The 16,101-nt window shown below is 58.7% G+C and carries 7 protein-coding genes; all 7 read right to left on the bottom strand.

The window, feature by feature from the left end; genetic code table 11:
* Positions 1-16: 16 nt before the first annotated feature.
* Positions 17-1,195, bottom strand: coding sequence for an acetylornithine transaminase (locus tag ELR57_RS25515; RefSeq protein ID WP_126962348.1), 1,179 nt, complete (start codon positions 1,193-1,195; stop codon positions 17-19).
* 38 nt (positions 1,196-1,233) lie between these two features.
* Positions 1,234-2,004, bottom strand: coding sequence for an acetylglutamate kinase (gene argB, locus ELR57_RS25510; protein ID WP_126962440.1), 771 nt, complete (start codon positions 2,002-2,004; stop codon positions 1,234-1,236).
* Positions 2,005-2,032: 28 nt separating this feature from the next.
* Positions 2,033-3,256: a bifunctional glutamate N-acetyltransferase/amino-acid acetyltransferase ArgJ gene (gene argJ, locus ELR57_RS25505; RefSeq protein ID WP_126962346.1), complete on the bottom strand. Its 1,224-nt coding sequence runs from the start codon at positions 3,254-3,256 to the stop codon at positions 2,033-2,035.
* Between the two features lie 54 nt (positions 3,257-3,310).
* Positions 3,311-4,369: an N-acetyl-gamma-glutamyl-phosphate reductase gene (gene argC, locus ELR57_RS25500; RefSeq protein ID WP_126962344.1), complete on the bottom strand. Its 1,059-nt coding sequence runs from the start codon at positions 4,367-4,369 to the stop codon at positions 3,311-3,313.
* Between the two features lie 494 nt (positions 4,370-4,863).
* On the bottom strand, positions 4,864-11,526 hold the full coding sequence (locus ELR57_RS25495; protein WP_126962342.1) for an alpha-amylase family glycosyl hydrolase: 6,663 nt from the start codon (positions 11,524-11,526) through the stop codon (positions 4,864-4,866).
* 619 nt (positions 11,527-12,145) lie between these two features.
* Positions 12,146-13,271, bottom strand: a protein-coding gene (prfB, locus tag ELR57_RS25490; protein WP_126962340.1) for a peptide chain release factor 2 whose coding sequence is annotated in 2 segments (ribosomal slippage) — positions 12,146-13,192 and positions 13,194-13,271 — 1,125 coding nt in all. Because the reading frame shifts where the segments join, the coding sequence is not laid out codon by codon here.
* Between the two features lie 118 nt (positions 13,272-13,389).
* On the bottom strand, positions 13,390-15,900 hold the full coding sequence (gene secA, locus ELR57_RS25485) for a preprotein translocase subunit SecA (RefSeq protein ID WP_126962338.1): 2,511 nt from the start codon (positions 15,898-15,900) through the stop codon (positions 13,390-13,392).
* Between the last annotated feature and the right edge of the window lie 201 nt (positions 15,901-16,101).

Raw genomic sequence — 16,101 nt, 5'->3', positions numbered from 1 at the left:
TTGCTTCTCTATATTTTTAGTTGGTCGCAGCCGCCAGCTGTTCGGACAGAACAGCCGCCAGGATGCCGACCGCTTCGTCGATCTCTTCTTCGGTGACGAGCAGGTTAGGCAGCAGGCGCAGGACGTTCGCGCCGGCCGTGATGACAAGCAAGCCGCGCTGGTGCAGCGCCGTCACGGTGTCGGCCACCGGACCGGTGCACTCGATTCCGACGAGCAGGCCGAGGCCGCGCACTTCCACGACGTTCGGCAGGTCGTTCAGCGCGGCGCGCAGCTTCGAAACGAGCAGCTCGCCGGATGCGGCCGCGCGATTAGGCGCTTGCTCGATCAGCATCGTCTCGATCGTAGCGATGATCGCCGCCGTGGCGATCGGCGTTCCGCTGAACGTCGAACCGTGCGAGCCCGGAGAGAACGCCGGGATGAGCGGAGCCTTCGCCAGCATCGCGCCGACCGGGAAGCCGCTGCCGATGCCCTTGGCAAGGGTGAAAATATCCGGTTCGATGCCATAGTGCTCGTACGCGAACAGCTTGCCGGTACGGCCCATCCCCGTCTGGATCTCGTCGAGAATGAGCAGAATGCCCTCGCGGTCGCACAGCTCGCGCAGCTCGCGAACGAATTGCGGTTCCGCCGCATGCACGCCGCCTTCCGCCTGGATCAGCTCGAGCATGATCGCAGCCGTCTTGTCCGTGATGGCCGCCTTCACGGCTGCCATATCGTTCAGAGGAACATGGACGAAGCCCTCCGGCAGCGGAAGGAAGCCTTCCTTCACCTTGTCTTGGCCCGTCGCCGTCAGGGTCGCCAGCGTGCGGCCATGGAACGACTTAGTAAACGTGATGATCTCGTAACGGCCGTTGCCAAGAACCTTCTGTTGGTAGCGGCGGGCGATCTTGATCGCCGCTTCGTTCGCTTCCGCGCCGCTGTTGCAGAAGAACACGGCGTCGGCGCAGCTGTTATCGGTCAGCAGCTTGGCCGCTTTCTCTTGATTGGGATGGTGGAACAGGTTGGACACGTGCCATACCTGATCGAGCTGGCTCACCAGCGCGTTCTTCACGCGTTCCGGCACATGACCGAGGCCGGTAACCGCGATTCCGGTCATGAAGTCCAGATACTCCTTGCCTTGGTCGTCCCATAGACGGCTTCCTTTCCCCTTCACAAAGGTAATCGGATAGCGCGTGAATGTCGGAAACAAACTGCTCATCTCAATCTCTCCTTTCCAGCCTGTAATGGGATTAATTCTTAACCTCGCAAAATACGAGTGCCGATTCCGCCTTCGCGTACCGCCTTGCTAAGCACATTCGGCACGGAGCCGTCGACGATCAGCACTTCTTTCACGTCGCCGTGCAGGCAGCTCATCGCCGCTCGCACCTTCGGAATCATCCCGCCGTAAATCTCGCCGCTCGCGATCATCTCTTCGATATCCTCGAACGTCACTTGCGGAAGCACCTTCTTCTCGCCGTCGATGGTCCTCATGATGCCGGGCACATCCGTCACGACGATCATCCGCTCGACGCCCAGCCCGGAAGCGACCGCTCCCGCCGCCGTGTCCGCGTTGATGTTGTAACGCTGGCCTTGCTTATCGATTCCGATCGGCGCAATGACCGGAAGGTAGCCCAGCTTAAGGATGCCTTCGATCAGTTCCGCGTTGACGCCGACGGTGTCTCCGACGAAGCCCAACTCGCCGGCATTGGAGACCGGCTCCGCTTCGATCAAGCGGCCGTCCGTGCCCGACAGGCCCAGCGCCTTCGCTTGGTTCTGCTGCAGCTTGCGCACGATCTCCTTGTTGATGCGGCCCGCCAGCACCATCTCGACGACTTCGAGGGTCGCCTCATCGGTGACCCGAAGCCCGTTCAGGAACTTGCTCTCGATGCCCAGCTTGCCGAGCGTCTCGTTGATCGCCGGACCGCCTCCATGGACGATAACCGTCTCGACGCCGCTCTCTTGCAATTCCCTGATATCTTGGAAGAAAACGTCCGGAAGGGCAGCCAGCGTGCTGCCCCCGCACTTCATCACGAATCGGTTCACGGTTGCGGCCCCCTTACGTCCGGTAAGCGGCGTTGATGCGGACGTAATCGTACGTCAGATCGCAGCCCCAAGCGACGGCTTTCCCGCTTCCATGGTTCAGGTCCACTCGAATGGCGACCGTGTCGCCCTTGAGGTATGCAAGTGCCGCATCCTCGTCGAACGGAACCGGCCTCGATTGCTCCAGCACGGAGATATCGCCGAGCCGGATGTCGACCGTGTTGACGTCGACCGGACGACCCGCGCGGCCGACCGCCGCGATGATGCGTCCCCAGTTCGCGTCGGCGCCGAATGCGGCGGACTTCACCAGGCTGGAGCCGATGATCGTCTTGGCGATCGCTTGCGCGTCGTCGTCGGACTGCGCTCCCGTTACCGTCGTCTCGATCAGCTTCGTCGCGCCCTCGCCGTCTCGCGCGATCGCCTTCGCGAGCACCTCGCACACATAGCGGAGACCGGCGGCGAACGCCGCGAAATCCGGATGCTCGCGAGTCAGCTCCTTGTTGCCGGCCAGGCCGCTGGCCATCGCCACGAGCATGTCGTTCGTGCTCGTGTCTCCGTCGACGGTGATCATGTTGAACGTCACGTTGGTCGATTCGCGGAGCAGTTCTTGAAGAAGGGAGGCGGAGATGGCGGCATCCGTAGTCACGAAGCCGAGCATCGTCGCCATGTTGGGATGAATCATGCCCGAGCCCTTCGCCGCTCCGGCAATCGTCACTTCCTGACCGTCTACCGTCAGGCGAACGCAGGAAGTCTTCTTGACGAGGTCGGTCGTCAGGATAGCCTGGCAGAAATCATCTGAACCCTGTTCATCCGTCAGAAGCTTCGCCGGAAGCTTCGCGATTCCCGACGATACGCGATCCATCTTAAGCAATTCGCCGATGACCCCGGTGGATGCGACCGCCACTTGATGCTTCGGAATGCCGAGCGCTTCCGCCATCTCGGACCGCATCGTTCTGGCGTCGTCTTCTCCTTGCTTGCCCGTGCAAGCGTTGGCGTTGCCGCTGTTGACGAGCATCGCGCGAAGCTTGCCCTCTTCCGCCAAGCTCTCGCGAGTCACTTGGAGCGGAGCCGCCTGGAACAGATTCGTCGTATACACGGCAGCCGCGGATGCAGGCACCTCGCACACGATAACGCCCAGATCGTTTCTGTCCGTTTTTTTCAAACCGCAATGCAAGCCGCCCGCTTTGAAGCCCTTAGGCGTCGTGATGCCGCCTTCGATGATGGTGTATGTCTTCCCCATTGTCGTTCCTGTCCTCCGTATGCGGTCTGATCCAGCCGCTCATAAGTGCGCTCTTTATGGATATACCGGCGTAAACAGCAGACCCAGCGTCTCGTCCCAGCCCATCATCAGGTTCAGGTTCTGGATCGCTTGCCCGGCCGCGCCCTTCACGAGATTGTCGATAACGGAGATGATCGTGATCCTGCCCGTTCTCGCATCCATGTTCATGCCGATGTCGCAGTAATTCGAACCGTACACTTCCTTCGTCGCCGGATACGTGCCCGTCCGCCGAACCCGAACGAAGCGCCTGCCTTCATAGAATTGGCGGTAGAGCTCGGTGAAGTCCTCGCTCGTTCTGCTCTTATCCGTCAGAGTGGCGTACATCGTGCTCATGATCCCGCGCGTCATCGGAACCAGGTGGGTCGTGAACGACGTCGTGACCGGACGGCCGGCCGCGCGCGACAGGATCATCTCGATCTCCGGCGTGTGCTGATGGTGGCCGACCTTGTAAGCCTTGAAGTTCTCGTTCACTTCGGAGTAGTGGGCCGACAGGCTAAGGCCTCGACCCGAGCCGGATACCCCCGTCTTGGAATCGATGATGATCGAGTCCGGATCGATCCAACCGGCTTGAACGGCCGGATACAGGCCAAGCGTCGTCGCGGTCGGGAAGCAGCCCGGATTGGAGATGAACTCGGCTCCCTTGACTTCGTCACCGAACAGCTCGCTCATGCCGAACACGGCGCGGTCCAGGAAGCTCTGCTCCGGAGCTTCCTTCTTATACCACTCGGCGTATACTTCCCGCTCCTTGAGGCGGAAATCGCCGGACAGGTCGATGACCTTCAAGCCGACGGCAAGCAGGTCCGGAACCAGCTTCGTGCTAACTCCATGGGGCGTCGCTAGGAACACGACGTCCGCTTTGCTCCTCAGCAACTCCGGGTCGACGGCGTCCAGCGAGTCCGTGACGATCTCCACGAGATGAGGGAAAGCGTCCGAATAGAGTGTCCCCGCCGTGGACGAGGAAACGACCGAAGTGACCGTCACGTTCGGGTGAGCGGCCAGTAGGCGAATAAGCTCCACGCCGCCATATCCGGTGGAGCCGACAATCGCCGCGCGTACATGAGTTCCGTGAGTCATAAGCAATCTCTCCCATAAATGAAAAACGGCTAAATGCGCCGATCTAGATTACGATAATAAAGGCCGATTTAATGTCCGATAACGGATGAGAACAAACCTTTCTCATTGTAGCGAATTACGGTAAGGAAGGAAAGTCGATCCTGTTGATTGCGCGTCTGTCTGCCGAATGATAATTCTGTATTATTATACAACCGCGAGTTTAATTATACAATGGGTTTTGCCGACGAAGATACAAGCTCTCCGCATGAACGTTACGCCTCCTCTCCCCTTCGCTCAGGTTCCGTTTACCTAAAAAAGAAAGCCCCCGGCAAGGGGGCTTTCGGAGTATCGGGAGACGTTGAAGCGTATATCGGAAAATCGCGCAGCGGTGAATCGAGTTTCGGTCATCGAGTTTCGGTAATCGAGTTTCGGTAATCGAGTTTCGGTCATCGAGTTTCGCTGAATTGAGTATCAGGAAATCGAGTTGAGTATCAGGAAATCAAGTATCGAAAAACTTAGTCCGCCAATTCGAACAAACGATACAGCACGGCCGCCGCTTGAGCGCGGGTGGAATTCGCAAGCGGATCGAAGCTTCCGCTGCCGTTCCCTCCCATCAGCCCAAGCTGGTTGGCTTTGAGGACGGCATCCGCCGCATAAGCGGAGATGAGCGCCTGATCCTTGAAGGCGGGGCTGCCCGCTCCGCCGTCCGAGCCGGCTGCCTTCACCTTCAGCACTTCGGCAGCCTTCGCGATCAGGACCGCCATGTCCTGCCTGGTGATCGCGTCCTGAACGCCGAACGTGCCGTCCGCGCGTCCGGACACGATGCCCAGCTTCCGGGCCGAGGCGACCGCTTCCGCATACCAGGCTCCTTCCTTCACGTCGCTGAAGGCGGCCTTGGCCGAGCCGTCCGCCAGATCGAAGGTTTCGATCAGCATGGTGACGAACTCCGCTCTCGTGACCGTTCCGTTCGGGTTGAACCGGCCGTCGCCGACTCCTTGGACGGCGCCTCTCGCCGCAAGGGCCGCGATCGGCCCGGCCGCCCACTTCGCCGTCGGCATGTCGCTGAAGGCGACCTGCGCATAGGCTGCCGCATACGGACTGAAGTGCGCCGGACGGAAGGCGATCTTGCCCGTCTTCTCGTCGTAACGGGCGTTCTTGACGACCTCTAGCCCGCCCTTCTCGTTCAGGTAATACGCAATGACTTGCTCCGGATTCTCGCCCGGCTTAAGCTCGTAAGCCAACTCGACGGCGATGTCGTCCCGCCCGTCGAACTTGCTGACTTTCTTGCCGTCGATGAGCAGCTCGAAGTCGTAAACGTCGCTGTCTCCGATCGCCGCAAGGACTTCCGCGGAGAGGCTGGAGCGATCCGCCTTGCTCACGCTCAGCGTCACTTGCTCCGGATTCGCTCCGGAGCCGGAGATCAGACCCGCGGAGATCCGTACCGTCGCGAAGCCGGTATCGATGGACAAGCGGTCGATTCCGCTGCCGCTTGCCAGAATCGGCCGAACCGGCACGTTCGCGATGACCTTCTTCGCGCCATCGTCCGAACGAACGACAACCGACACTTGACCGTTCGTCGATTGAGCTGCCGCGTTTTTCAAATCATCCTCGTTCACGGTCGCAACGGCCGTCCCATTCGAATCGGGTTTCGCCTGCAGAAGGACGGCTCCCTTCTCCACCGTTGCAGGAACCGAATCTCCGCCGCCGGAGACGCCGCCCGTGCTCTGGCCCGGATCCTTGCCGGTTCGAGTGATCGTCAGAGTCAAGGTTTTGGTCGCTTGGCCGGCGCGTCCAGGATCGGTATACCACTCCTGGCTCAGCGTTTCCGGTGTCGGCTCGATATGGAGCACGAACTTGTTCGTCCCGCTCTTCAGCGGAATATCCTCCAGATAAACGCGGCCAAGGGTATCCATGGCTCCCGCCTGGATCGGGTCGCCGTTGATCGTGAAGGAGACTCCGCGCGGCACCGAGGCTTGCAGCGTGAACTTGCTGTCCGCGGTCGAATAGGCAATATCGTCGCCATAGGAGATCCGAGGCATCGTGACGATCATCGGCATATCCACCCAGCGCAGGACATAATCGTCCACGACCATTTTGTTCCCGCCTTGGTTGGAGATCTTCAATTGCATGTTCGTATTGGTCGAGCTGTACGCCCAGTTGCCGTAATCCTCGGTGTCGCCGGCCGTACGGGTATGGCTCGTGAAAGCCTCCGTCTCCCAGGTTCCCCTAGTGTACTTATATTGAATCGACTTGCCGGCCATCATCTTGAACGTATATTCCACGGTATTGCGGTCGGTTGCGCCGCTCGGCACGTTCAGCTTGCCCCCGTTCGCGCTCCAATCGTACAGGCCGGCAATGTAAATATCGTCCGTAGCCGGCGTATAGCTCGGCAGGTGCAGCCTCAAGGTCACATCGACCATCACGAGCTGCGGCGTCACGACTTGTTCGCCCGAGTACGCCCGATTATAAGCCGAGTCGATGGCCGCTACCTTGTAGGCGTAAGTCGTTCCGTTAGAAACCGTGTAGTCCGTGAACGAGAGCGCGCTTAGCAGCGTTGCGATCTTCGCATACGAGCCGGAAGCTCCCGTCTTGCGATAAACCTCGTAGGCGACCGCGTCCGCGCTCGAAGCCTTCCAGCTCAGATTCGCCTGCCCGGATTCCACCAGGATCGAGGCAAGCGCCGGAGCATCGGGCGGCGTCGTGTCGCTCGCGTCAGGCAGCGCGGTCATGGCCGTCTCGCTCGAATACGAGAACGTCTCCTCGTTGTCCGATGATGCCTTCGCGTAATAATGGAACGATCCCGGTTCTGTCGGAGCGAACTTCGCTTTGTAGAGCTTATTCGCACCTTCGTCCTGCGAATAGGCCATTGGGATCTCAAGAGCGTTCGCCTCGTCCCCTTCCTTGTAAACGACAAGGGACACATAGAGGTTCGGAGCTTCTTGACCCGCATAGGCGCCGTCATCCGTCAACCCCGGAACCGACAGCGAGACGTTGATGTCGCTCGTCGCGGTGCCAAAGCCGATGACGAGATCCGGAACCTGGCTAGGCGCGCCTACGCTCGCGATCGGGAACGAAGGCGTACCGGATACCGCTTCTCCGAGCAGGCTCTCTCCGGAGCCTTGCACGGTCGATACCGAGTAATAATATTTGATGCCGTTCGTCACCGTCGTATCGACATAGCCCGGAGCCTCAACGTCGCCGAGAAGCGTCAGGGATCCGCCTTCGATCGGCGAACGATAGACGCGATAGCCATCGGCGCCGCCGACGGCATCCCAAGACAGGGACACGCTGCCGTTCCCCGCCGCCGCCTGCAGATTCGCCGGAGCCTGCACGCTGACGAGATTGCCGTCGGACAGCATCATAAGGCCGGTTAGCGCCGGGATCGTCAGCGAGATTTTCCCGCCGGTTACCGTTCCCTCGATCGAGCTTCCCAGAAGATCCTTCAGCTTCGTGCCGTCCGGCAAATAACCGGTAACGTCCGCCGCGATCTCGGCCTCCGAGCTGCCGCTGTTGATAACGACGAGCGCGCCCTTCGTGTCGTTCTTGCGGGCATAAGCGATCACGTTGCCTTCGGCATACGCCAGCTTCAGATCGCCCGTGCTGAACACCTCGTTGTTATTGCGGATCGATGCCGCCTTCTTGTACGTCGCATACAGGCCGGAATACCTTCCGTTCGCGCTGTAATCGCCGTTCGAGCCGGAGATGCGATCCCATGGGAACGTGCGTCTCGAATCGGGGTCTTTCGTTCCGGTCACGCCGACTTCATCGCCGTAGTAAACCGTAGGAGCGCCCGGATAGCCCATCTGGAAAATCGCGATCAAAGCTTGCTGCTTCAGAGCTTTGTCCGAAGCGTCGCCCGCGATCTTCATGTTCTCTTCTTCCCAAGCCGGGTTATCCAGCTTCGTCAGCGACCGGACCGTGTCGTGGGAATCGACCAGGTTGAGCATCGCCTGCCACGCTTCCTTCGGATAATCCTCGCGGATTCTCTCCAGCGCCGCGTTGAGGTTCGCCGCATTGCCGGCGTTCGCCGAGGCATTGCCGCCGTTGATGATAAAGCTCTGGATAGCGTCGCGGAACCGGTAGTTCATGACGGAGTCGAACTGGTCGCCGAGCAGGTACTTCGTCGCCACGCCCCACTCTTCGCCGAGGATGACCGGCTCATCGATCGGCTTGCCGTTCGCGTCCGTCCGGCCGGCGACCGACTTGACGGCTTCGCGGAACTTCTGCCACGTGCCGCTGGATACGTCCGGCGCTACATCGAGGCGCCAGCCGCTCGAGCCCATCCACATCCACCGCTGCGAAGCCGTCTGCTGCATCGCCGCGCCCGCATCCGCGTCGGACTTGCCGGAGAGATCGTAACCGATCACGTTGTCGCGATAATCGAGGTTGTTCCATTCATGCTGGCCGTCCAGCGCTTCCGTATCTCCCGCTTGCGGCGTCTTCGCGTCCATGACCGGGAGGGAATCGTAGCCCCACCATGCGTCGTAGCTGTAGTGCGTGACCGTCGTGCTGTCCTTATCGAGAGCCGTCTTCTCATCGATCGTGAACCAGGTCGTAAAGCCGAAGTCGTCCGGGTAAACGTAATTTCGGCCGGTCGTCGGGTTGATCTGGCTCGTGAAGGACGCGATGACCGACTGCTCCGCCTGTTCCTTCGTCCAAGTCGGATGGGCCTTCTTCGTGTTCCATACCTTCGCCCAATACTCATAGGCTCCGATCTCCGGATATTTCTCGTAGCGATCGAAGTAGATGGAGTCGTCGCCGACATGGTTGAACACGCCGTCGTTGATGATGCGGATTCCCTTCTGGGCCGCCGCCTTGGCGAATTTCTCGAACACGGCGTCCGACTTTCGCCTCGTCTCGTCATAGTTAAGGCCCGAGGTCGGATCGCCCGGCTTGTTGTACACCGGCTCGCCGAACATCGGATCCAGGTGCTTGTAGTCGGTCGCGTCATACTTGTGGTTCGATGAGGCCCAGGCGACCGGGTTCAGGTACACCGCCGTCACGCCGAGCTGCTTCAGGTAGTCGAGCTTCTGCTCGATGCCTTGGATATCCCCGCCATAGAATTCGTTGTTCCAGATCCCGTCCGTCTTGGCATTCGGGTAGTAAGGAGCGTTCACCGCGGAACTGCGGTCCGGCCGCTCCGGAACGTCGCTCCAGCTCCCCCACACCTGCTTCGGCGCCGGATCGTTCGTTACTCCTCCGTCGTAGAATTGCAGCGGATTCGTGGTGATTTTCCCAGCGTTCGCGCCCGTCTCGCTTCTCACCCCGCGGGACCCGTCGACCAGCTTGGCGCGGTTGTTGCTCTTATCCCCATCGAAGAATCGGTCCGGGAAAATCTGATAGACCACCGCGTTCTTCATCCAATCGGGAGTCTTGTAATCCGGCGCATAGACCGTCAGGTTAAACGGAAGCGCCCCGTCGGACACGACCGCTCCCGTCCCGCCGCTGCTGCTGTCATCCCCGTATTCCACTTTGGTTGCGCCGTCGACCAGGATGAACTTGTAGCCCCAAATCCCGATTTTGTCGAAAATATCGTGGCTCAGGTTCACCTCGTAGTAGTCCAGATTGTCGACCGTCGTTGCTCTGCGCATCGGATAGGTGGAAGCCAGTCCGTCTCCGTTCGTCAGCTCGACGCGAGCCATCTGCACATCGTCGTGGCCGACGGCGATCCGCAGCGTCAGGTCCTCCGTCCCTTGCTTAATGGCCCCGAACGGCTTCTTGAACGTGATCGAACGGCTATCGAAGGCGATCTTCGAGGAGTCGATCTTGCCATCGTACTTGCCGCTTCCGATCGTATAGTCCGCCTTCAGCTTGCGAGGGGTGTCCCTCTGATCGAAAGAGAAGGTGACGTCCGCTCGGTCGGCCAGCTTGAACGCGTAGTTGCTGTTGTTCGGGTCTCCCGCGCCGAAATTCTCGATCGGAGGGTCCCAGGAATTGCCCAACACAACCTTGCCTTCATAGCTTCCCGCAGGCATCGTGCGCTGCAGCTTGTAAACCGTGTTGTCAAAATAGTAGTCGACGAACATCTGCTTGGCGGAATTCGGAGACCAAGTGACTCCAACGCCGTCTCCGATCGCTTCTTGCATATCGCCGACCAGTCTCGGCCAGAGATCGGCGGAGATGGCGGGAGCGTATCGCGCGATTCCGGTCACGGTCGCGTCGTCGGGTACTTCAATGCGGCCCTGCCCCTTCTCTCCGTTGAGGTAGAAGTTTACCTTGGCCGTCGATTGGAGGGTAAACGAGATATTGCCGTCGGCGGCGCTGCCTATCGCTCCATCCCAGCCATTGTCGCGAGCGAACTTGAATTGATAGGTTCCGGCGTCCAGAACGGCGGAGAAAGCGTAATAGTCCCCGACCAAGTGCTTCATGCGGGTCGCGGTACCGTTCGGCTTCCAGTTGTCGCTGTCGCCAAGCCCTTGCTGGAAGGTACCTGCCAGCACCCATTTAACCGTTCCGCCCGGCTGTTCGGCGAACTCATCCGCGGTCGGAAGCGGCGCGGCGTCCCCGACCACGATTCGGCTGTCGCCGGACGACGCCTTCAGGGAATTCGTCGGGTCGTTGAAGTAGTAGGAGTTATCCCCCGAGCTTGCTTTGGCAAAATATTTATAGTCATAAGCGCCGTCATCCAAGGCTTCGGTCGTGAAGGAGTAAATGCCCGGAGCGTTCTCGTCTGCTGCCAATGGATGCTCGCTCCAGCCGTCGAAGCTTCCTTTGACCCCGAACTCCGGATACGGAAGCATCAACGTTCCGTTCTCGTCCGTCGAAGCGCTTAAGTTCTTGCCTTCAAAATACGTGCCGTTGATCAAGTACTTGTACTCGTAGCTCTGATTGGCCGGCAAACCGTCGATCTCGATTTGCTTTTCTCCAGTGGAAACGTTTGCATTAATGGCCTGACTAACCGAATGGTCGTTCCCCCAATCGTTGAAGCCGCCGTTAACCGTTACCGATTGACTCTCGTCGGGCAATACGAACGTAATGCTTCCGTCTTCGTTCGCAGATGTCGCTACGATCGTGCTCGCGGCGCTGATCGCCGCATCGTCAGCCGTACTCTCGTTGTCGGCCGATGCGATTCCCGTTGCTCCGCCGAACAATTGTAAGATCATTGCAATGCTGAGAAGAATCCCCCATCGTTGCCGGGAATGCTTGCGTCCTGCCGCCGTGCTGAGCAGCCTCTTCATACCCATCCTCCTTCGGAAAATGAAAGCTCGTTCGTGTCTTGCCGTACTTCTGCGGATATTCGGATCTAGAATAGCGGTTGAAGCTTGTGGAGCGAATGGCCTTGAATCGTCTAGGGTGTCTGACTTGAGGTCGAGGGAAAGGCGGGGCGTTTTCTTAAAAGGGCTTGCTGATAAGGAGTTACTGAGAGAGAGTTACTGAGACTGAGAAAGTCTTGCTGCGTTGCTTGTGATGAGTTGCTTCTGCCTGAGATGAGTTGCTTGTGATGTGCTGTCTGGCTCTTGCTGTGTGGTTCTTGTTATGCGGCTCTTGCTATGCGGTTCTTACTATGCGGCTCTTACTTAATTGCTCTTACTTGTTGCTTCTTTTGTTTGCTCTTACTAGGTCTCACTTGCTAAAAAACGAATGAGCTTTCTCTTGTGGAGTTGCTCGGTTTTAAAGCAAATCAGAACGTAAGCTGTGCATTCGTTTGCGCAAACGTTTGCACTAATGCGGGAAAGCGATCCCTTGTAAGCGGTTACCGTCTGTTGTTTATCCTAGCACCGTCCCCGTCGCTCCGTCAATAAGAAAAAGAGCATAAAGCGGCTCCTTCGCGGAATCCGCTCTATGCTCTTGGTTTGACTATTCGTTCGCCTCTGGCTGCTTGATCTGGCTGCGAAGATAGCCGTCGATGAACGGGTCGAGGTCGCCGTCCATCACCGCCTGCACGTTGCCCGTCTCGACGCCCGTACGGTGATCCTTCACCATGCTGTAAGGATGGAACACGTACGAACGGATCTGGCTGCCCCATGCGATATCCTTCTGTTCGCCCCGTATAGCGGCTAGCTCTTGCTGCTGCTCCTGAATCTTCAATTCATAAAGCTTGGACTGCAGCATCTTCAAGGCTTGCTCCCGGTTCTGGATCTGCGAGCGCTGAGTCTGGCAGGCCACGACAATCCCCGTCGGGATATGCGTCATCCGGATCGCGGAATCCGTCTTGTTGATGTGCTGGCCGCCCGCGCCGCTGGCCCGGTAGGTGTCTACCCTAACGTCTTCCATGCGAATTTCGATCTGGACGTCGTCCGGAATCTCCGGCACGACGTCGCAGGAGACGAAGGAAGTATGACGGCGTCCGGAAGCGTCGAACGGCGAAATCCGAACGAGGCGGTGAACGCCCTTCTCCGCCTTCAGGTAGCCATAGGCATTGTAGCCCCTAACCATGATGGTGACGCTCTTGATGCCCGCCTCGTCTCCCGGCAGGTAATCGAGAAGCTCGACCTTGAAGCCGCGCTTCTCCGCCCAACGGGTATACATGCGGTAGAGCATCGAGCCCCAGTCTTGCGACTCGGTGCCGCCTGCGCCCGGATGCAGTTCCAGAATCGCATGAGACTTATCGTAAGGCTGGTTTAGCAGCAGTTGAAGCTCGAACCCGTCGACCTTTTCTTTCAGGCCTTTGACGTTATCAGCCCAATCGGCTTCAAGCTCCGCGTCGGATTCTTCCTCCAGAATCTCTTGCATCGCTTCGAGATCCTCGAGCTCGGACGTCATGGCCGAGAATTGGTCGACGACGCCCTTGATTGCGTTCATCTCGGAGATGACGCCTTGCGCCTTCTCGTTGTCGTCCCAGAAGTCAGGAGCCGACATCTTTACTTCATAGTTCTCGATCATTTCCAGCTTGAGATCTAAGTCAAAGAGACCCCCTAAGTTGCTGGATTCGCTTCGCGGTCTCGCGAAGGTCTTGCTTGGCCGATGTATCGTTGATGGACATGTTGAACCACCTCTTGAGGATAATTAGGAACGGACGCGGCGAAACGGCGCCATCGCCGCTGCAATCCGCAACGTAGCGCCGTTTCTCACAGGGACGATGGCTGCAGCCAATCTTCCTTCTAGCTTATGCGACCGTGACACAATTTGTATTTCTTCCCGCTGCCGCATGGGCAAGGGTCGTTACGCCCGATGTTCTCGGCCTTCTTGAGAGGGCGCTTCGGACCGGCTTCCGCCTTCGTATCGACGGCCTGTCCTTCCGCTACCGCTTCGCGCTTCACGTTGCTCTCGACTTGAGCCTTCATGATGTAGAGCGTAATCTCTTCTTCGATTCGCTCGATCATGGCGAGGAACATGTTGTGGCCTTCGAATTGGTATTCGCGCAGAGGATCGTTGCCGCCGTAAGCGCGAAGGTGGATGCCCTGGCGAAGGTGATCCATCGCGTCGATGTGATCCATCCACTTGCTATCGACCGCGCGCAGCACGACAACCTTCTCGAACTCGCGCATCGTCTCGGTACCGATCTGCTCTTCTCTCTCGTCATAGAAGGCATTGACGCGAGCGAGCAGCCATTCGACGATCTCTTCTTTCTCCTTGCCCCAGATATCTTCCTTCGTGAAGCTGTTCTCCGGCAGGAAGTTCTTGTGGGCATAAGCAACCAAGCCTTCCAGATCCCAATCCTCCGGAACCTCTTCGCCCGGGCAATGCTTATCGACCGCGCGTTCCACGACGTTGTTGATCATGCCGCTTACGATCTCGCGGATATTCTCGGAATTAAGGATCTCCCGGCGGTCGCCGTAGATCTTCTCGCGCTGCAGGTTGATGACGTCGTCGTACTGCAGGACGACGCGACGAGCGTCGAAGTTGCTGCCTTCCACGCGCTTCTGGGCGGATTCGATCGCGCGGGTGATCAGCTTGCTCTCGATCGGCGAGCTCTCGTCGAAGCCGAGACGCTCCATCATGCCCATGATATTGTCGGCGCCGAACCGGCGCATCAGTTCGTCTTCCATCGACAAGTAGAACTGGGAAGAACCCGGGTCGCCTTGGCGTCCCGCGCGTCCGCGCAGCTGATTGTCGATCCGGCGGCTCTCATGGCGTTCCGTACCGATAATATGGAGGCCTCCGAGCGCCGCTACCCCTTCGCCGAGCAGAATGTCGGTACCGCGGCCCGCCATGTTGGTGGCGATCGTAACGGTGCCGTGCTGCCCCGCGTTCGAGATGATCGCGGCTTCTTCGGCGTGGTACTTGGCGTTCAGGACTTGGTGCTTGATGCCCTTCTTCTTCAGCATCTCCGAGACGCGTTCCGAGTTCTCGATCGACACCGTGCCGACCAGGACGGGCTGTCCCGTCTTGTGGCGTTCGACGATCTCGTCGACGACGGCCTTGAACTTGCCGTTCTGCGACTTGTACACCACGTCCGGAGAGTCCGTCCGGATGTTCGGGCGATTGGTCGGAATCTGCACGACCTCGAGGCCGTAGATCCGCTTGAACTCTTCTTCTTCCGTCTTCGCGGTACCGGTCATGCCGGCCAGCTTGCGGTACATTCGGAAGTAGTTCTGGAACGTAATCGTCGCCAAGGTCATGCTCTCGTTCTGAACCTCGAGGCCTTCCTTCGCTTCGATCGCTTGATGCAGCCCGTCGCTGTAACGGCGACCGGCCATCAGGCGTCCCGTGAATTCGTCGACGATGACGACCTCGTCCTCTTGAACGACATAGTCGACATCCCGCTTCATGATGAAGCGCGCGCGCAGCGCTTGGCTGATATGATGATTCAGCGTCACGTTCTCGTGCGCGAACAGGTTCTCGATATTAAACGCGTTCTCCGCCTTGCTGACACCGGTGTCCGTCAACGAGATGCTGCGCATTTTCACATCGATCGTGTAGTCCTCCGTCTCCTCCAAGCGGGCCACGAAACGATCCGCCGCATAATACAGCTGGGTCGACTTCTGGGCTTGTCCGGAGATGATAAGAGGCGTACGCGCTTCGTCGATGAGGATGGAGTCGACTTCGTCGATGATGGCGAATTGCAGAGGGCGCTGGACCATCTGCTCCTTGTAGAGCACCATGTTGTCGCGAAGATAGTCGAAGCCGTACTCGTTATTCGTACCGTAGGTGATATCGCAAGCGTAAGCCGCTTGCTTCTCTTCATGGCTGAGACCATGCAGGTTGCAGCCGACGGTCATGCCCAGGAATTCGTACAGCTGTCCCATCAACTGGCTGTCGCGCTGCGCCAGATAATCGTTGACGGTGACGACGTGCACGCCCTTGCCGGCGAGCGCGTTCAGATAGACCGGAAGGGTACCGACGAGCGTCTTCCCTTCCCCTGTCTTCATCTCGGAGATTCTGCCGCTATGGAGCACCATGCCCCCGAGCAGCTGCACGTCGAAGTGGCGCATCTTAAGCACGCGCTTAGAAGCTTCGCGAACGACGGCGAACGCCTCCGGAAGCAAATCGTCTAGCTCTTCGCCCTTCTCCAGGCGGCCTCTGAATTCTTCCGTCTTGGCGCGCAGCTGTTCATCCGTTAATCCCGTTAAAGAAGATTCCAATCCGTTGATCTGTTCGACGGTCTTCATGAGCCGTTTGACTTCACGTTCGTTAGGATCTCCAAACATTTTTTTCACTAATCCGAGCATAGTCTACCCCTTCCCTCTGTGCGGGTAAAGCCGTATCTACTTATTTTAACAGCTTGACAGGTGGCGGGCAAGGAAGGCTTGGCGGAAAGGAATGTCAGCCATTCCTACCAAAAGGAAAAGCCTGCGTCCCGAAGCTCCACAGGAGCTAACGATCGCAGGCCGTGCCTCGTGTCGCGGCGATTCGCGCCTTGGGAGCGCCAT

Origin of the sequence: Cohnella sp. AR92 (assembly GCF_003990975.1) — a bacterium.
Lineage (GTDB): Bacteria > Bacillota > Bacilli > Paenibacillales > Paenibacillaceae > Cohnella.
This window is presented reverse-complemented; position numbering and strand designations above follow the sequence as displayed.